The 20343-nt window shown below is 43.6% G+C and carries 16 protein-coding genes; all 16 read right to left on the reverse strand.

Annotation, left to right across the window (positions count from 1 at the left end):
* Window positions 1-62: 62 nt before the first annotated feature.
* On the reverse strand, window positions 63-1352 hold the full coding sequence (yfmH, locus tag H580_RS0115105) for an EF-P 5-aminopentanol modification-associated protein YfmH (RefSeq protein WP_028595518.1): 1290 nt from the start codon (window positions 1350-1352) through the stop codon (window positions 63-65).
* Entirely contained in the window at window positions 1352-2641 is a 1290-nt protein-coding gene (yfmF, locus tag H580_RS0115110; RefSeq protein WP_036605349.1) for an EF-P 5-aminopentanol modification-associated protein YfmF, read from the reverse strand. Before yfmF ends, yfmH begins: the two co-directional genes overlap by 1 nt.
* 292 nt (window positions 2642-2933) lie before the next feature.
* Entirely contained in the window at window positions 2934-3689 is a 756-nt protein-coding gene (gene sleB, locus H580_RS0115115; RefSeq protein ID WP_028595520.1) for a spore cortex-lytic enzyme, read from the reverse strand.
* An 81-nt stretch (window positions 3690-3770) separates the two neighbouring features.
* On the reverse strand, window positions 3771-6530 hold the full coding sequence (locus H580_RS0115120) for an FtsK/SpoIIIE family DNA translocase (RefSeq protein ID WP_028595521.1): 2760 nt from the start codon (window positions 6528-6530) through the stop codon (window positions 3771-3773).
* Window positions 6531-6699: 169 nt separating this feature from the next.
* Entirely contained in the window at window positions 6700-6927 is a 228-nt protein-coding gene (locus tag H580_RS0115125; protein ID WP_036605350.1) for a YlzJ-like family protein, read from the reverse strand.
* 11 nt (window positions 6928-6938) lie between these two features.
* A complete protein-coding gene (locus H580_RS24425) occupies window positions 6939-7769 on the reverse strand; it encodes a ClpP family protease (protein WP_051217538.1) in 831 nt (276 codons plus the stop codon).
* 314 nt (window positions 7770-8083) lie between these two features.
* Window positions 8084-9760 (reverse strand): ribonuclease J, encoded by a 1677-nt coding sequence (locus tag H580_RS0115135; RefSeq protein WP_028595523.1) that lies wholly within the window; start codon window positions 9758-9760, stop codon window positions 8084-8086.
* Window positions 9761-10042: 282 nt separating this feature from the next.
* Window positions 10043-10933, reverse strand: a complete 891-nt coding sequence (gene dapA / locus H580_RS0115140; RefSeq protein WP_028595524.1) for a 4-hydroxy-tetrahydrodipicolinate synthase — start codon at window positions 10931-10933, stop codon at window positions 10043-10045.
* A 76-nt stretch (window positions 10934-11009) separates the two neighbouring features.
* Window positions 11010-12227: an aspartate kinase gene (dapG, locus tag H580_RS0115145; RefSeq protein WP_028595525.1), complete on the reverse strand. Its 1218-nt coding sequence runs from the start codon at window positions 12225-12227 to the stop codon at window positions 11010-11012.
* 65 nt (window positions 12228-12292) lie between these two features.
* The gene (locus tag H580_RS0115150) at window positions 12293-13336 is read right to left on the reverse strand and encodes an aspartate-semialdehyde dehydrogenase (protein ID WP_028595526.1); all 1044 of its coding nucleotides are present in this window, start codon (window positions 13334-13336) and stop codon (window positions 12293-12295) included.
* A gap of 79 nt (window positions 13337-13415) precedes the next feature.
* Window positions 13416-14018 (reverse strand): dipicolinate synthase subunit B, encoded by a 603-nt coding sequence (locus H580_RS0115155; RefSeq protein WP_425414133.1) that lies wholly within the window; start codon window positions 14016-14018, stop codon window positions 13416-13418.
* Window positions 14015-14914, reverse strand: a complete 900-nt coding sequence (gene dpsA, locus H580_RS0115160; RefSeq protein WP_028595528.1) for a dipicolinate synthase subunit DpsA — start codon at window positions 14912-14914, stop codon at window positions 14015-14017. Before dpsA ends, H580_RS0115155 begins: the two co-directional genes overlap by 4 nt.
* A gap of 169 nt (window positions 14915-15083) precedes the next feature.
* Window positions 15084-15542 (reverse strand): dUTP diphosphatase, encoded by a 459-nt coding sequence (gene dut / locus H580_RS0115165; RefSeq protein WP_036605352.1) that lies wholly within the window; start codon window positions 15540-15542, stop codon window positions 15084-15086.
* Window positions 15532-16785 (reverse strand): M16 family metallopeptidase, encoded by a 1254-nt coding sequence (locus H580_RS0115170; protein WP_028595530.1) that lies wholly within the window; start codon window positions 16783-16785, stop codon window positions 15532-15534. Before H580_RS0115170 ends, dut begins: the two co-directional genes overlap by 11 nt.
* A 67-nt stretch (window positions 16786-16852) precedes the next feature.
* The gene (locus H580_RS24430; RefSeq protein ID WP_425414134.1) at window positions 16853-17869 is read right to left on the reverse strand and encodes a polysaccharide deacetylase family protein; all 1017 of its coding nucleotides are present in this window, start codon (window positions 17867-17869) and stop codon (window positions 16853-16855) included.
* 203 nt (window positions 17870-18072) lie between these two features.
* Entirely contained in the window at window positions 18073-20298 is a 2226-nt protein-coding gene (pnp, locus tag H580_RS24435) for a polyribonucleotide nucleotidyltransferase (RefSeq protein WP_084509270.1), read from the reverse strand.
* Window positions 20299-20343 lie beyond the last annotated feature (45 nt).

Consider the following 20343-nt stretch of genomic DNA (forward strand, 5'->3'; position numbering starts at 1 on the left):
ATACATAAGGCGTACTCCCGCATAGGTGAAGTACGCCCAGATGTTATGTCGCTGTTGCCGAATCATTGTTCTGTCTTCTGTTCCACAATGGAGACAGCTAACTGCTCCCAATTGAAATGATCTTGTAAACGTTGATTGATTTGTTCTAACGTTAAGTGCTCGTATACATCCAGTATATCAAACAAATCAGTCCCGCGAAACGTATGCTTTGTGAAATCATTTGCAATCGATTCCGGTGAATTTAGCAATCGCATATAGGTTCCAATACGCTTATTTCGTGTCCGTTCGAATGCTTCATGAGAAAATCCTTCTTTTTTCTGTGCTTCAATGGCTTCCTTGACTCGCTCTATGAGCTCATCGGGATCTTTGGTCTCTCCTCCAATGATCGTAAAAGCAGCGTTTGTATCACAATTATATTCGTATCCTATATTATCTGAAGTTAGCCCTTCTTCATAAAGCGACTGGGAAAGCTTCGTGCTGCTGCCCAGCATAAGATCCAACATAATGCGTGTTGCCAGTTCATGCTCTAGCAGTGCCTTTCCTTCCAAGCCTGGACGGTCTTCTTTACACCCAAACAAACATTTCGGCATCGATACAGGCAAGCTTGTTACTTTACGAGCTGTTCGCACTTGGAGGGGCTCCTCATCAAAGTAACGTTCAATTTCCCCTTGTTTCGGGAAAGACTTGGCTGCCTGATTGCTGCGCACTAACTCAAACATCTGCTCTGGCTCCACACCACCTACAATGAACAACATCATATTGGAAGGGTGATAGAAGGTATGGTAACACTGTAGAAGTGTATCTCTCGTAATTTCCTGGATAGATTCAACCGTACCTGCGATATCAATATAGATCGGATAGCGTTGGTACATCGCTTCTATAAGTCCGAAGTACGCCCTCCAATCCGCATTATCGCGGTACATATTGATCTCTTGTTCAATGATTCCTTTTTCCTTTTCCACACTTTCCACGCTGAAATGAGGATTTTGAACGAAATCAATCAAAGTCGTTATGTTCTTCTCAATTTGATCCGTAGCTGAAAATAAATAAACCGTCCGATCAAATGTGGTAAAGGCGTTTGCAGAAGCGCCTTGCTGGGCGAAGGAAGTGAACACATCTCCTTCAGGCTCCTCAAACATTTTATGTTCTAAAAAATGTGCGATCCCATCTGGTACGCGAACAGGCTCTTCACCTTCTACCTTGAAATGATTATCGATGGAACCGTATCGAGTAGAAAACGTCGCATATGTCTTCTGGAATCCTGGCTTTGGTAAAACATAAACATCTAAGCCATTGTCCATACGCTCATAGTAAAGTGTCTCTTGAATACGATTGTACTCCCGCTTATTCATCACTTCTTTTCCTCCCGATTGCGTAAGACATAAATCGTATCGAGATGAAATGTCGCTGCCGCCGTCTGTATCTCATCAGCAGTAACGTCACCTAACTCCTCAATTAGGCTAGATGTTGTTCTTTCTCTTCCAGATAGCACACGATTGAAATCAAAGCTTATCATCTCAAAAGCAGAATCATCAATTTCTCTTAATTGATTAGCAATCATCGCTTTCGTTTGACTTAACTCTAATGACTCAATACGTCCCTGACGTATGACTTCCAACTGCTCTTGAATAATCGTTGAAGCTTTTTCAATCTTGTCAAATTCAACGCCTGACTGAATCGTACAAATACCTTTATGTCCATCGAAGCGAGATGAAGCATAGTAAGCAAGACTGTTCTTCTCGCGCACATTGATAAATAATTTGGAGTGTGGATAGCTGCCAAGTACTCCATTATATAAAAGCGCAGCAGGATATTTATCATCATGGTACGTTATTGTTGTGCGTAGCCCCATATTAAGCTTTCCTTGTGTAACATCTAGTCTGTCTGTAACATAACGAGGCTCACCTGTCCCCGGAATTGACAATGATCGAATATAAGCTACATCTTGTGTACGATGCACTTGAAAATACTTTTCTACATACGATTGTACAGTCAGTAGATCCGTGTCGCCAATTACATAAATATCGATGCTTGCATGCTCAAGCCACCATTTATACGTATCATACAAGCTCTTCGACTCTACCTTCTTCACTTCATCACGGCTGCCAAGTGGATGTAGACGATAAGGTTCATCCTTGCACATCTCTTCTAGGCATCGTTCTTGGGCATAACGAATTTTATCGTTTACGATCGCCTCCAAGCGCTTGCGCACCGTCTCTTTTTCCTCTTGAACATATTTATCCCGAAACTTGTCTTGTTCCACGACAGGAGCTGTAATGGCTTCACCTAAAAATTGAAAACCTTGCTCCAATAACGGTTTTGTCGTATTCACAAATGCATCATTTATGATGTCCATTCGAAACTGTACAATTTGATAATTTCCACGCTTATATACATCAAAGCCAAATCCCGCTCCATATAGCTCATCTAATCGTTCACGGAACTGGATCGTTTCAGGTAAAGAAGTTGTGCCGCGTCTCAATACGAATGGCGTCAAGCCAACAGCTGTAACCGTCTCCTCCTTTAAGGGAATACCGATATAGGCACCGATGGCAAATGTTTTGAATCGCTTACTCGGCATTACATGGATACGAATACCGTTCACAACACCTCGTTCAAATGCTTGTTGGCGAACCTTCACGATAGGCAATCTCCTTTTCTCTGTCAGCTAATTGTCCTTACATCAAGTTGTTAGCTTTACATTATATCCTTACTCTCAGTATATGCATGTTGTTAACTTATCAATATCTTACTTCTAAATAACGAATTATACAAAAGGAAGAAGCAGTGCCGTTAGGCCAACCGCTTCTTCGCTCGTGAAATGTATGTTTATTTCGTTATCATGCAGCTCTTGCTGCGCTCATGTTTATGAATGTACCCAAGCCCTAACGAAATCTCGATATCTCATCTACATGGGCATCATTGACACGATTCTACATGCAAAAGATATGCTTGCCAATTGTCTTAACTTGAGGGCGCGTCCATATCCATTTGGATGTTGCTGTTACTGGATTAAAATAGTACAGACAGCCGCCAGAAGGATCCCATCCATCCACTGCATCTTGCACAGCTTGTCGCGCCTTTTCATTAGGTGTCAAATATATTTGACCATCGGCAACTGCTGTAAAGGCACGAGGCTGGAAAATGACACCTGATGCTGTATTTGGAAAGCTCGGTGACTTGATGCGGTTTATAATAACTGCTGCTACAGCTACTTGCCCCTCATATGGCTCACCGCGTGCTTCTCCATAAACCGCATTTGCCATCAACTTCAAGTCGTTTTCAGTTAAACCTAGGTTATTAGAACCGCTTGGCTTGGACTTAGGCTTTCCTGTTGATGATTGTGGCGGCTTTGCAGTATTGGATGATGGACTCCAATTTTTCGTTGCCTTAACTAATTTGGCACGTGTCTTCGAACCTACAATTCCATCAACCTTCAGTCCGAACTGTGATTGAAACCATTTTACAGAACCTTGCGTCTTGCTTCCAAACACACCGTCTACTTTGCCATAGTAGTATCCTAAAAAGGCAAGTCGTCCTTGTAACTCTGTTACGTCTTGTCCTCTAGAGCCAGATTGCAATTGGGCTCCACTAAATGCAGCCGTACTATCTGACAAATGTGTATACTGATAAGCCCCGAACAGGATGCATACCATACAGACGGTAATCCAGATTATCCGTTTTCTCATCATCGTTACCTCTTTCGCTCTTGGTTTGACAGTATTGGCAACTTTATTATGAGATAACGGATTATGTTCTATACACGTCTTTTAGGAAGACATCTTTGTCTGTTGATATTGCTCCAAGGTCATCAATACTTCTCGTGGACGACTTCCATCAGGAGGCCCAATAATACCTTGCATCTGCATCGATTCAATAAGACGGCTGGCACGGTTGTATCCAACTCGCAATCTGCGCTGCAATAGCGACGCAGACGCTTGCTGCCCTTCAAGCACGATCGTAACAGCCTGCTCAAACAATTCATCAACCGGTTCTCCATCAAATGAGGCAAGGTCATCAATTTCCGGTACTAGATCATCATTGTATTCCGCTGTTCCTTGATCTCGACAGAATGACACGACAGATTCTACTTCTTGATCAGATAAGAATGCGCCCTGTACCCGTTGTGGCTTGGAAGAGCCCATAGGAAGGTACAGCATATCCCCTCGACCAAGAAGCTTCTCCGCACCAGCCATATCAAGAATGGTACGTGAATCCACTTGTGATGATACACCGAATGCAATACGAGACGGGATATTGGCTTTGATAACGCCAGTAATAACGTCAACAGAAGGTCTTTGCGTCGCAATAATAAGATGAATACCTGCTGCACGTGCCATTTGGGCTAAGCGACAGATTGCATCTTCAACATCATTTGCAGCAACCATCATTAAATCAGCCAACTCGTCCACAATAACAACGATGTAAGGCAGGAATTTCTCTTTGTCATCCCCAACCAAATTGTTGTATCCCTCAATATTTCGTGTACCAGATTTGGAAAATAGCTCATATCGCTTTTCCATTTCCACTACAATCTTCTTCAACGCCAATGATGCGCGACGAGGATCCGTTACGACGGGAGCCAACAAATGCGGAATGCCGTTATACACATTTAACTCAACCATCTTTGGATCAATCATGAGGAACTTAACTTCGTCAGGCTTGGCCTTGTACAAAATACTTGTGATAATCCCGTTAATACAAACCGACTTACCTGATCCAGTAGCACCTGCAACAAGCAAGTGAGGCATTCGTGCTAAATTGCCTATAATAGGAGCACCTGATATATCGCGCCCTAGCGCAATCGTTATATTCGAATTTGCATCTACAAATGTCGGTGTTTCCATAACTTCGCGCATGGTGACGATAGACACTTCATTGTTAGGCACCTCAATACCGATCGCAGACTTACCAGGGATAGGCGCTTCCATCCGAATATCTTTAGCGGCTAGCGCCAGTGCAATATCGTCAGACAAGCTAACAATACGGCTTACTTTAACCCCGATGTCAGGCTGAATTTCATAGCGAGTAACTGCAGGTCCCCGAACTACTTCCAATACCTTAGCTCGAACGCTGAAACTTTCCAATGTAGCTTCAAGCTTACGAGCAGTTTGCATGAAGTCGGCCTGTTCTCCTCCTTTACCGCCACCTTGTGGTTTGGCCAGTAAAGAGAAGTTAGGCAATTTATACGGCTTAACGGGTGGTTTTACTGGAAGTACAATCTCTTCTTCAGTTGGAGTACTATTTTGCTGCACACCATCCACTATATCTAATGCCGCAGAACCTTCATCTCCTGCTGCTGGAAGCTGCGGCAATGAAGGTGATGTAGAAGCGACCACAGCTGTTGTATGTTGGTTCTCGTCAGACACAGCATCTAGGTCAATATTCCAATCTTCATCTACATCATCTTGCGTACCTATATATTCGTCAGCAGAAGCGGGGCTCCAACCGTCATAATCAGGAGACATAAAGTCTCGGAACAATGGCCCGTTACGATCTTCCGCTTCATTTTCCAATATGGAGTTATTGGCGGTGCTCATACGATCAGATGTACTTGTATGCTGCCCTTTCCGTACAGTACGTGCATCTGCGTCCGCATCAAAGTTGGACACATCCGTCCATTCTGCTTCAACCGTAGTATCGGCCTTCGTACGCTTACCTTTTCGTTTCAACGAACGGTCTAACCATTCATCATCCGCATCAATCAGCTCTTCCTCATTAGAGACATTACGTCTGTCGCCAAATAATTGAAAGAACACGGGTGTTTTAGATGCTTTACGTGGAGGGCCATATTCTTCGATATCTTCATCATCAGAGAAATCAGGTATGTTATCGTTCTTAGCAGAGCCTCTCTTCTTTTCTTCAGCTTCACGAACTTTTCGCTCATTGATGCGCGCTTTGCGCTGCTTATGTATCGTCTTCATTAGTTTTTTAATTTGCGTGCGCATCAGTTGAGCGAGCTCCACATACGATAATTGGGTGGCCAGCATAAAGCCGATTATAAATAGTACGATTATTAACAACTTCGTCCCTAACGCCCCAAATAATGCAAAAACGAGGCAATATAGTGCTGCCCCTATATACCCGCCGCTTATGTCTTTGTTCCACATGTCACTAGCCGTTCCTGTTTCGGCAGCCGTAATTAGTTCTTCCTTCATCGTGTTATGTATTGCTTGAAATATACTTCCCGCGCTAATGTCGTCTGCTACTGGAAGCAGTCGCATTTCCACTGCACTCATCGTGCTCATCATAGTGAATCCGATAAGGATAATTAACAATCCTGACTTTCTTGCGCTCCAACCAGCAGGCCATTGCCGTTTGATCATCACAGCTAAGCCTACATAAATAAGGACAAGCGGTATTACAAAATAAAACTTTCCAAGCAGTAATCCGAACAGCTTGGACAACGCTCGTCCGAAGGCTGCTCCGCCGGAAAGCGCAATGACAGAGCTCGTTATGAGCAATATACCGTATATTTCAAATTTCAAGCTCTTGCTTAAAGACTGCTTCTTACGTTTTCTTCGGGCCAATTGTTGTCACCTCCACATGCCATTATATCACAGAACAACCGTTCTTACTATGTTCGCCGTCATCTGCTTCATAATCATATGGTGACTGGTGACATTATAAATAGCGTAGTTATCATGAACAACCGAAGCTTAATCGTTCTTTTCAATCTACGCTATTTATAATGAAGTTTTACATATTATTTATTTGTAGAACAGTCCCTGGTTGAAAAGCAGGATGTAAAAAGTCTTGTATCCCACATGGCTGCAAAATTCTTTCTACGCGAACATAATCATCATTAAGGCGTTGGACAAGCAGTAATCGCCCTTCCCACACCATTTCGTGGAATATTTGCTGTGCCTGCTCCTGAGACTCGTTTTTGAATATTTCTTCTTCAGGTATTACAGTATATAGAGTCATTAACATCCCCCCTATATAAATGTTGGAGGAACTGGCGGTGGCATCGTGTCATTTCCCAATGTCTGTACAGCTGTAGTTTGTTCACCTGAAGGAACCCTCCGCATTTCGATAAGTTCATTCAACCGCTTAAGCGCTTGACCAAGCCCACCAATTTCATCGATAAGCCCATGCTTTACCGCTTCTGGTCCAATAATCGTTGTTCCAATATCGCGAGTCAGCTCTCCTGTTTTAAACATTAATTCTTTAAATGTTTGATCTGAAATGTTTGAGTGTGCAACGACAAATCGAACGACCCGCTCTTGCATTTTATCCAAATATTCAAATGTTTGCGGCACGCCGATAACTAGTCCTGTCAGACGAATCGGATGTATAGTCATTGTCGCGGTTTCTGCGATAAAGGATGCCTGCCCTGACGTTGCAATCGGAACACCAATGCTGTGCCCACCGCCTAGGACAAGCGTAACCGTTGGTTTCGACAATGACGATATCATCTCTGCGATAGCTAACCCTGCCTCAACATCTCCTCCGACCGTATTCAGCATAATCAAAATACCTTCAATTTTAGGATTTTGTTCTGCTGCAACAAGCTGCGGAATAATATGTTCATACTTAGTCGTTTTGTTTTGAGGAGGAAGCACAATATGTCCTTCAATCTGACCAATAATGTTCAGACAATATATATTGGATTCGCCCGGATTCGGAATCGATGCGGTTCCGAGTTGCTGTATCGTTTGGATAGCAGGTGGAGCTTCTTTATTCAAAGGTGCTTCTGGTGGTGATCCTTGTGGCGGCTCATCCTGACGCAGCCATCCTTCTAATGAATCCAAATTCCATCTATGCATAAATGGAAAATGTAAATTAGCTTGCATTTCATTTTCGCTATTATTTGAAAAATCTTGTGCTTTAGTCAAGCTTCTCCCTCCAGTCTGGGAATACACGTTTAGCTTGCGTAGAGCACTTTATCGTTATACAGCATATTTATAATTGTTTTGTTGAAGTAATGTGCTAAAAGCATAACAATTACCTAGGAAAAACGATAAAAGTAGAAATTATAAGCGAACAAAACTAAAAAAGTCCTTTGCCGGGTAGGCAAAGGACTGGATTCAGTGACATGAGCGCGACCTAAGGTCACACGATATAATAGTTGTAGCAATTATTATACTTCCATAATGATTGGAAGTATCATCGGACGACGCCGTGTTTGTTCGTATAAGAAACGACCAAGAGCATCTTTCACATGCGTTTTAAGTGAAGCCCACTCATTGACGTTCTCATTCATAAGACGGTGCAGCGTGGATGTAACAATACGATTCGCTTCATCGAGTAGACCCTCTGATTCACGAACATAAACAAATCCACGTGAAATAATATCTGGACCAGACATAATTGTACCATCCTGCTTGCTTAATGTAACGACGACGACGAGAATACCGTCTTGTGACAACAGCTTGCGGTCGCGCAGAACAATATTACCCACATCTCCGACTCCAAGACCATCTATAAGTACATAGCCAGATGGTACTTTAGAGCCGCGACGAGCAACTCCATTCTGGATTTCAATTGTTTCACCAATATCTGTAATAAAGATGTTTTCTGGTTCAATGCCAACTGATTCTGCTAATTTAGCATGATGACGAAGCATGCGATATTCACCGTGAACTGGGATGAAGTACTTTGGTTTCATCAAATTGATCATTAGCTTTAGTTCTTCCTGGCTACCGTGTCCAGAAACGTGAACACCAGACATGGATCCGCCATAAATTACATTTGCACCTAGTCGGAACAGCTCATCAACTGTACGACCAACATATTTCTCGTTACCTGGGATTGGCGTTGCTGCGATTACAACTGTGTCACCTGGAAGGATGTCTACTTTACGATGCGTAGAACGCGCCATACGCGTCAGTGCAGACATCGGCTCTCCTTGGCTTCCTGTCGACAAAATGGCTACACGATCAGCAGACATCTTGTTTACTTCTTCAGGTTCAATGAGCATTCCGTCAGGAATGTGCAAATAGCCTAGCTCTGAAGCAATGGAGACGACGTTCACCATACTTCTTCCTACTACCGTCAGCTTGCGGTTTGTTGCATATGCAGCATCAATAACTTGTTGAACACGATGAATATTAGAAGCAAATGTAGCAACAACGACGCGCTGCTGAGCTTTGCTAAAGATATTTTCTAGTTCAACACCAACGCTGCTTTCTGAAGGCGTAAAGCCTGGACGTTCAGCATTTGTACTGTCTGACAATAGGGCTAGTACACCCTTTTTACCAATTTCAGCCATTCGGTGAAGATCAGCGTATTGCTCATTAACAGGTGTATGGTCAAATTTGAAGTCACCCGTATGTACAACAGCCCCTTCAGGAGTATCTAAACATACTCCAACTGAGTCTGGGATTGAGTGATTCGTTTTAAAGAAGCTCGCACGCATGCATCCTAACTGCACTTCAGAATCAGCTGTAATCAAGATGCGTTTGGTTTCTCCAAGAAGGTTAGCTTCTCTAAGCTTGCTCTCGATAAGACCAAGTGTTAGACGAGTACCATACACAGGAACGTTCAAGTGACGCAATACATATGGCAAGCCGCCAATATGGTCTTCGTGTCCGTGCGTAATCAATATTCCTCTTACTTTATCACGATTCTCTGTTAAATATGAAATGTCTGGAATAACAATATCAATTCCAAGCATATCTTCTTCAGGGAATTTCAACCCTGCGTCGATAACGACGATGTCATTGCCATATTGAACTGCGTACATGTTCTTACCGATTTCACCCACGCCGCCCAATGCAAAAATTAATAGTTTATCCGAGTTGTTCTTCTTCGACAATGTCAATCTTAACCTCCTATATTCAGTTGGCCGTCGCACCAATGAACTTCTTTCTTTTGTAAAATATACCGCACCCAGTCACTTGTAACTCATTATACATGAACGTGTGAGAAAAACACAAGCAAGCGTTTTTATTGGCCTATAGAATCCCCTGAATCCTATCAAGTAATGCCCAGCTTCGCGTTCCTTATATCGATAATTGACGGCACAATTTTTATGTATACTGCTGTTGGAAAAAATAAAAAGAAAGCAGCCATGGCTGCTTTCTTTTATTATATATATTTACGAGCGATTGGAATCCAGCAATTGCTTGATAAATTGTTGTTCCTGCTCCGTTGCTTGCACAAGCGGTAAACGCACGCCACCTACTGCTATACCTTGCAAATTCAATGCGTATTTAACTGCAACTGGATTAGGAACTGGATGTGGACAGCTAAATAATCCTTTGAACACAGGAGTAAGCTTATTGTTCCGTTCGAGTGCTTCTTGATTACGACCTTGAATAAATGCTTCAATCATCTGATTCATTTCAGAACCGATGACATGGCTTGCTACACTTACAATACCGTAAATACCAATACTAAGTCCTGGTAATGTCGCAATATCATCACCACTGTACACCTTAAATTGCTCAGGTGCCTTAGCAGCAATTTCAGCCATTTGGTCAATAGATACACATTCTTTAGTAGCTACAATATTCGGGACATCATTAGCCAAACGCAATGTTGTATCTACGCTCATGCTAGCCACTGTACGTGAAGGTACATTATAAAGCATAACTGGGAGCTTTGTTGCGCCCGCAATGGCTTTGAAATGCTGATACATACCTTCTTGACTTGGTTTATTATAATAAGGCACGACAAGCAGAACTCCGTCTACTCCCGCTGCCTCTGCTTGCTGTGTCAGATGTATGGAATGCGCTGTATTGTTGGATCCAGTTCCTGCTATAATGCGTGCGCGTCCACGTGCATGCTTCACAGCAAATTGGAATAATTGTACTTTTTCCTCATCGGTTAACGTTGGGGATTCACCTGTTGTGCCGCTTACCACTAGACTATCTGACTTCTGCTCCTCGATCAAATAGTCTATAAGCTTGCCTGTTTGTTCCCAATCAATTGTCAAATCATTATGGAATGGCGTTACCATAGCCGTAATTAATCTGCCAAAATCCATAATGAACACCTCCTTATAAAAAAGCCTCAGCCTCTCATTTTCTATATATCTATGTCATCGCGCACATGAAATCTGCCTATCGATGAAGTTCAAACTTAGCATGCAATGCTCGTAAAGCACGAACCATATCCTCTTTCCGCACTAATACCCAAATCGTCGTATTCGAATCCGCAGATTGAAGAATTTGTATCTCTTGTTTCGTCAATGCTTCAACGATATGAGCCATAATACCAGGCACACCATTTATTCCGCCGCCAATAACGGAAACCTTCGCACATCCAGACAAGGACTTTGGCGCATATCCCATTTCATGCAGCACTTCAAGTGCTTTTGGTGCGTCTGTATCAAATACCGTATATACCGCCCCAGAAGGGGTAACATTAATAAAATCAACACTGATCTGATTGTGTGCCATCGCCTTAAATACATGAAGCTGAAGGTCAACCGCACCTTCTTGAGCCTCAACTGTAATTTGAGTAACGTTACTTACATATGCAATACCCGTTACATAACGATCAACAATGCCATCCTGTACTTGATTAAAACATTCAGGGTGAGTAACAAGCGTACCTTCCTCATCGGAGAACGTACTGCGCACACGTACAGGAATACGCGCTTGCATAGCAATTTCAACCGCACGCGGATGTATAACTTTGGCGCCATGATGAGCCATGTTGCATATTTCAGCATAACTAACTACAGATAATGGTTTCGCGTCTTCAACGACTCTTGGATCTGCAGTTAAAATTCCATTAACATCTGTATAAATATCAACCATTTCAGCACGTAATGCCGTTCCAAGCGCAGTAGCAGATGTATCACTACCTCCGCGGCCTAACGTTGTAAAATCACCGTTCTCGGTTTGTCCCTGGAATCCCGTAACGATAGCAACCTGATTGTTTTCCAACGCCTCACGAACCCGATCAGGTTTTACATCTAAAATACGAGCATTACCATGATGACCGTCAGTCTTGAAGCCCGCTTGAGCACCAGTAAATACAGTTGATGCAATTCCTTCTGCCTGAAGTAAACTGCACAACGTAGTCGCTGAAATAATTTCACCACAGCACAACAATAAATCCTGCTCTCGTGATGGCAATGCGTTACCGTTGTTCGCAGTCCATTCAAGCAGGGTATCCGTTGCATATGGCTCACCACGACGCCCCATCGCAGACACGACAACTGCAAGGCGATAGCCTTGTTCCAGTTCTCGCCGTATATGATGAATAACGCGTTGTCTTGCCTCAGGGGTAGATAATGAGGTTCCCCCGAATTTTTGAACTAAAATACGCATGTAACATTCCTCCAACTAGATGACTGACCGTATTAGAACACGCAAAAAAGGCAGGAGCAACCTGCCTATTCCTGCCGCTCCGATGCCAAATGCTCTGCAATTTGAACCGCATTCCAAGCAGCGCCTTTGAGTAAGTTATCAGATACGATCCACATATTTAACGCTAATGGATGATACAAATCACGGCGTACACGGCCCACAAACACATCAAGCTTGCCAGCAGCATCTGTCGCAAGCGGGTACGTCTGCGTTCCGATATCATCTTGGAGGGTAACTCCAGGTGCATCACTTAACAGTTGCCGTACTTCGTTTATATCGAACTCTTGCTTCAGTTCCACATATACCGATTCCGAATGACCATAGACAACAGGAATGCGTACACATGTTGCTGTTACTTGGATATCGTCATCGCCCATAATCTTTTTCGTTTCTTGAATCATCTTGATTTCTTCATACGTAAAGCCGTTATCTTGAAACTTATCAATTTGCGGTACTGCATTAAATGCTATTTGATGCTTAACAGGCAGTGAAGATACTGGCAAAATATCTGCCTCGACTTCACGTCCCTCCAATACTTCTTTCGTTTGACGTAGCATCTCATTAATCGCATGACTACCTGCGCCAGAAACAGCCTGATACGTAGATACGATAATGCGGGAAATACCATAACGATCATAGAGAGGTTTAAGTGCCGCTACCATTTGAATTGTCGAACAGTTTGGATTGGCAATAATTCCATTATGGTCTTTAATAACATCCGCGTTCACTTCTGGAACGACTAGCGGTGTATTTGGGTCCATACGATATGCGCTTGTATTGTCGATACACACTGCACCACGCTCAACAGCTGCCGGAGCCAACGCACGACTTACATCTCCTCCCGCACTGAACAAGGCAAAATCAACACCTTCAAAACTCTCAGGCTTTGCTTCCTCAATCGTGTGTTCTACTCCGTTAAATATAACGGTTTTGCCTGCTGAACGAGCCGAAGACAACAGCTTCAAGTTACGGATCGGGAATTTGCGTTGTTCTAATAGCTTTAAGATCTGTTCCCCTACTGCTCCAGTAGCACCCACTACTGCAACGTTAAATTGCTTCTGATTCGACATCTGTTGTTTCTCCCCTCTGTTCCGTATATGGAGCACAAAGGAGCGTGAGGACCGGGGTCTTCACGCTCCTTGCGACTTATCATGTATACTGAAAGCGCTCAATAATGAGCGGCTGCAGTTGCTTACCTTCCAGTGCTGCTGCACACGCCTCAGGAATCAATTCCATCCGCGCCACTAAAGAATTTGGCTTCTGAACAGGATTGTCTTGACCATAAGGTACAAAATATATATGTTTGGCTACTAACAATTTCGCAATGTTCGCCGCATTCAAGCCCAAACCATCATTGGTCGATATCGCTAATACTAAAGGCCTCTGATTGCGCATTTGCGCCTTAGCCGCCATAAGGACAGGGCTGTCCGTGATAGCATTTGCCAATCGACTAGTCGTATTGCCCGTACATGGTGCGATCACCAACACATCCAGCAGCTTGGATGGCCCAAGCGGTTCCGCTTCAACAATTGTAGTGATCATATCATTGCCAGTAATATCTTTCAACTGTTTCTGCCAATGATTAGATGTACCAAATCGTGTATCTGTCGTTAATATAGTAGTCGAAACAATCGGAATAACTCGTGCGCCAAGATCAACGAATCGTTGAATTTGGGGCATCACTTCATCAAAAGTACAATGTGAACCCGTCAAAGCATAGCCTACGGTAATTCCGGCAAAATCCAAACTCATTGGCCATCCCCCCGACTTCGCGTCACTTCATTCAGCAATTCGCTGATACTGTTCGCCAAAATACGACCAGCTGTTTTGGGAGCAACGATACCGGGAAGTCCTGGAGCAAGCATTGCCTTAATGCCGCGCTTTTCCGCGAATCGGAAATCAATGCCGCCTGGCTTCGACGCCAAATCAATAAGTACAGCACGGTTTGGCATTTGAGATATGACCTGTGCTGTGACTATCATAGTCGGTATCGTATTAAAAAGCAAGTCGATTTGAGACACATGCTGCGCAAGATTAGTCAAATAAAACGGCTCGCATCCCATCTCTACCCCTCTTGCGAAATGCTCTGGTCTGCGTACTCCTAATTTTACTCGTGCACCAAGTCCAAGCAGCGTACGTGCAAGTGTAAATCCTGTTCTACCCAATCCAAGCACGACTATTTCTGCACCATGAATCGTAATGTCAGTATGCTGTATCGCCATCATGACAGCACCTTCAGCAGTCGGTATCGAGTTGTATATAGCGACATCATCGCGTTCGAATAATTCTAACAACGTAATGCGATATTTCGCACACAGTTTACTTAAATATGGCTTAGCCATGCCTGTAAATATAACTGCATGTTTAGGAAGCGCTGCGATATCTTCTTCAGTTAATGTTAATTCTTCAGAAGTAAATATAGCGTGCACTCGGCCATCTTCATCCGTACCAACCGCAGGCAGCACCAATGCATCTGTATCTCTCAACAACTCAAGAGATAGCGATTTGCGCTGAATGCCATGGTACGGATTTGACAGTTGGTCAAATCCTACTAGTGTCACACTTGCATCCAGCTCCGACAGCTTCTGAAAGACTTCGATCTGTCTGGCATCGCCACCTAAGAACACGACATGAACGCCGGTCAACATGGTTGCGAATCACTCCTTTCTAACTTGCCGCTTGCACATCTAAAACATCATATGCTAGCGCCCAGAAAGGGTGCTTAGAATCAAACAACTCCAAAATGCAAAAAACGACTGCTTCACAAAGAAGCAGTCGTCTGATTCATGTTATAAAATATACGAGGGCATAGCCACATTATTTCGTACCCGTATGACCAAAACCGCCTTCACCACGGATTGTATCGGACAATTCCTCTACAGCCACAAGCTTTATGCGAGGTACTTCTTGAATAACCATTTGCGCAATACGTTCGTTTCGCTCAATCTTGAACGCTTGTTTACCATGATTTATAATGAGCACCTTTACTTCTCCGCGATAGTCCGCATCAATCGTACCAGGCGAATTCAGGCATGTAATTCCATTTTTATATGCTAATCCGCTGCGCGGACGAATTTGTGCTTCCAATTGCGGCGGAAGAGCCATCGCAAATCCTGTTGGTACAAGCATACGCTCACCCGGAGCTAATACAACTGATTCCTCTACTGCTGCATGCAGATCAAAACCCGCTGCAAGCTCTGACATTTGCTGTGGAAGAGGAATATCCTCATTGCCTGGTAATTTTTTGATTTGAACTTCGTAACTGTTATTGGACAAGACTATCCCTCCTGAATGCTGCAATCGCTGCGTCATTGTTACCTACCATAGACACTGCAAATGGCTGAGATGTCATGTTCTTAACAATCTCACGCACATCATCTTGTGTCACTGCCTCAATGCGAGCGATAATTTCATCTAATGTGTAATGTCTTCCTAGCATGAGTTCATTTTTGCCTAGACGTGTCATCCGGCTGCTCGTACTTTCCAAACTTAAAATAAGACTGCCTTTTAACTGTTCTTTGCCCTTACGCAATTCTTCGTCCGATAAACCTTTAACCATAACATCTTGCAGTACTTCAAGCGTAAGTTCCAACACATCATTAGTCTGCTTCGGTGCTGTTCCCGCGTAAACCGTAAACAAACCACTGTCAATATGCGAAGAATGATAGGAATAAACCGAATAAGCTAGACCGCGCTTCTCACGGATCTCTTGGAACAATCGTGAACTCATTCCCCCGCCGATAAAGTTATTCAGCAACACCATCGCGTACAAGTTAGGATCATTCATCGAGCAACCTGGCAAGCTCATGCAAATATGATTTTGCTCCGTTTGCTTCTGGTGGAACAACAAATCACTCTTAAACGTTGGTGCTTCCACTGCTAACGGTTGACCCTCAACTTGGAAGTCACCAAAATGACGCTCAAGCAATTCAATAATCGAATCATCAATATTTCCCGCAACGGCTATAACCGTATTATCGATCGTATAGTGCTGATTCATATAGTGCTTCAGATCAGCAGAAGTCATTGCGTCTAATCGCTCTCTCGTACCTAATATCGGATAAGCCAATGAATGGGAACCATACGCTGCACGAGTTAACAAATCATGAACAAGATCATCAGGCGTGTCTTCATACATCGATATTTCCTCTAGAATCACGTTTCTTTCTTTATGTAATTCCTCTTCAGCCATTTGTGACCGGAAAAACATATCGGAAAGAACATCTACAGCAATCGGCAAATGCTCATCAAGCACTTTCGTGTAGTAACAGGTATATTCTTTGGAAGTAAATGCATTTACATGTCCACCTATTCCATCGAATGCTTCAGCAATAGACTTTGCATCATATCGCTCTGTACCTTTAAATAACATATGTTCTATAAAATGAGAAACACCGTTCGTCGTCTCATCCTCATTGCGCGATCCAGTCTTCACCCAGATGCCGAACGAAACTGAACGGCAGGTCGGAATTTTCTCTAAAACGACACGCAGGCCGTTTCGCAGCTGCACTTTTTCCAACAGTAGCTCCTCCTTAACTCAATTCAATGCACTCCTTATCCTATCAAAAAAGTGCTATCTCCTCAACTTATTCCCGATTTGCTTTTGAAATAACCCGCTTCTCAGACAGCACTTCACTGACGGTACCTGGCTCAAGCTTCTGTTCTCTTGCCATACGAATAAATGTAGGCAGCGCTTGACTTGTCGCAGCTGTCGGATGCATCAACACGAGCACTCCAGGCTTCAACTTAGGCCTTACACGTTGAATAATTGTACTGGGTTCATTTGGGGTATTCCAGTCAATCGTATCCGCACTCCACAGCACCGTACGCATCTTCAATTGTTGTGCCGTCTTTACGGTAAGGCTGTTAAACGAGCCTGAAGGCGGTGCAAACCAATTGCTGCGCTTCCCGAGCTGCTTTTCTATTTCACGTTCTGTCTTTTCCATTTCAACATACTGCCGACCTTCACTAAGCTGTGCCATATTCGGATGTGTATAGGCATGATTGCCAATCTCATGTCCTTCTTCCGTTAGACGCTTCGCCAGTTCAGGGTTACGGCGAACCCATGAGCCATCTAAAAAGAAAGTTGTCTTCACTTTGTGCTCTTTCAATGTTTTCAAGATGGGCTCAATATGTTCATTCCCCCAAGCTACGTTAATCATAAACGCAACCATCGCTTTATTTTCATTACCTCTATAAATTGGCTCCACAGGTAAATCCGCCAAAGTTACTTCTGGTTTCATTTCTCGATATACAAGCTTTAATGGGGAACCTTTCGGTAGCTTCCTATTATGTTCGTAAGATGTCTCCACATCTACTTCAAGTCCGTTATAACCAGGTACAGCTTTCCATACGCGATCTACACGGGCATTTATAGGTGCTTCCCGCTGCTCCTCGGCCGCTTTTTTAATTCGTTGACGCAATTCGTCTACGTCTATTTCATCTAAATTACTGCTCATCTGAAACGCATCGCTATTAACTAGACGAGCTTTATGCTCTGTCACATATTTACTTGCACCGGTGGAATCTACGATAATCCAAGCGATCATACAAGTAAAGCCGATAACAATCCACTTTTGTTTCGTTGCGTTCAACTCGGTCACCCCTTTGATGGTTGTCCATATGGATCCGTTCCATTCTATGCATCTTTGGAACGTTCTATTCGATATAGCAAAACAACTATCCATATAGGGTGAACGAAATGTATAGTTTTTACTACCTTTCCTCCCTTAAACTTTACTGAAAACAAAAAAGAGCCAGATTCATCTGGCTCTTACTAAGTAATTCATTTAACAGGCAAATGATATTACGAACGATCTGAACGATTGTCGCCTTGGTTTGGACGTGGTCCACGAGGGCCTTGTCCATTCGGTCTACGACCACCTTCAGGGCGTGGAGGTCGAGCAGCTGGGGAACTGGAGCTTGAAACAACTGCTGTTCCTGCTTCACTAGCTGGTTCCAACAACACTTTGCGGGACAAGTTAATGCGTCCTTGTTGATCGATTTCAACAACCTTAACTTCGATCTTGTCACCGATGTTCACAACATCTTCTACTTTTGCCACACGCTCAGTAGAAAGTTGGGAAATGTGAACAAGACCTTCTTTATTAGGAAGTACTTCAACAAAAGCACCGAACTTCTCAACACGTTTAACCGTACCTGTGTACACTTCGCCGATTTCAACTTCACGTACGATACCCTCAATAATATCACGAGCACGTTCGTTAGCTTCTTGGCTAGGAGACGCAATGAAAATACGGCCATCTTGTTCGATATCAATCTTAACGCCAGTTTCTTCGATAATTTTGTTAACGACTTTACCGCCTGCGCCGATAACATCACGAATCTTATCTGGGTTAATTTGCATCGTCAAGATTTTAGGCGCATACGGAGACAATGATTCGCGCGGCTGCTGAATAGCTTCCAGCATTTTACTAAGGATATACATACGTCCTTCATTCGCTTGTGCAAGCGCTTGAGACAAGATATCGCGGTTGATACCGTCAATCTTAATATCCATTTGAATCGCTGTTACACCTTCAGCTGTACCTGCAACTTTGAAGTCCATATCGCCAAGGTGATCTTCCATACCTTGAATATCAGACAAGATAGAGAAATGATCTCCATCTTTAATTAGACCCATTGCAATACCTGCCACTGGAGCTTTGATCGGTACGCCAGCATCCATCATTGCCAATGTACTTGCGCAAATACTAGCCTGAGATGTGGAACCGTTGGACTCAAGGCACTCAGAAACGAGACGAATGGTGTATGGGAAATCAACCTCGTTCGGGATCACTTTGCTCAATGCACGCTCACCCAACGCACCATGTCCAATTTCACGACGTCCTGGCGCGCGAAGCGGTCTTGCTTCACCAACAGAGAACGGCGGGAAGTTATAGTGGTGCATGAAACGCTTCGATTCTTCCGTACCAACACCATCAAGAATTTGCACATCACCAAGCGCTCCAAGTGTACAAATGCTAAGTGCTTGTGTTTGACCACGTGTGAATAGACCTGATCCATGTGTACGTGGAAGCAAGCCTACTTGGCTTTCAATTGGACGGATCTCGTTCAATTGACGACCATCTGGGCGTACTTTGTCATGAGTAATAAGACGGCGTACTTCTTCTTTAACGATATCGTACAATGTCTCTTTAACATCATCCACTTTTTCAGGTTGCTCTATATAGAGATGCTCAAAGTGCTCAGCTGCTTCTTGGTTAATAGCATCAATAGCATCTTGACGAGCATGCTTCTCTTGAATGCGAATAGCTTCAACTAGACGAGATTGAGCGAATGCACGTACTGCCGCGCTCACTTCCTCATCAACCGCATGAAGCTTCGCTTCGATCTTTTCTTTTCCTGAAATTGCTGCAAATTCTTCAATCTTAGCAACAATGTTCTTGATTTCATCGTGACCGAATAGAATAGCCTCAAGCATTACTTCTTCAGGTACTTCATTTGCTTCAGCTTCTACCATCATGATAGCGTCTTTCGTACCCGCTACAACAACACGAAGATCAGTCTTCTCTTCTTGCTCAACCGTAGGATTGATGATGAATTGACCATCAATACGACCAACGATAACGCCTCCGATTGGACCGTTAAACGGAACATCAGAAATCGCCAAGGAAGCAGAAGTACCGATCATTGCTGCGATCTCAGGCGGGCAGTCTTGATCCACACTCATCACAAGATCGACGATTTGAACATCGTTACGGAATCCTTCCGGGAACAATGGACGAATCGGGCGATCAATGAGGCGGCTTGCCAAAATAGCTTTCTCACTTGGTCTTCCTTCACGCTTAATAAATCCGCCAGGAATTTTACCTACTGAATATAAACGTTCTTCATAGTTGACCGTTAGCGGGAAGAAATCTAGGTCTTTCGGTTCTTTGGACGCTGTGACGGTACACAATACAACTGTGTCGCCATAACGAACAGTTACCGCCGCGTTAGCTTGCTTAGCCAACTGTCCTGTCTCCAGTACAAGCGGTCTTCCGCCGAGGTCCATCTCGATGCGATGCATGGAATCCCTCCTTAATGTATAACCATACTCCAATTCTGTACGTGT

Source organism: Paenibacillus assamensis DSM 18201 (assembly GCF_000422445.1).
GTDB classification, from domain to species: Bacteria; Bacillota; Bacilli; order Paenibacillales; family Paenibacillaceae; genus Paenibacillus_B; species Paenibacillus_B assamensis.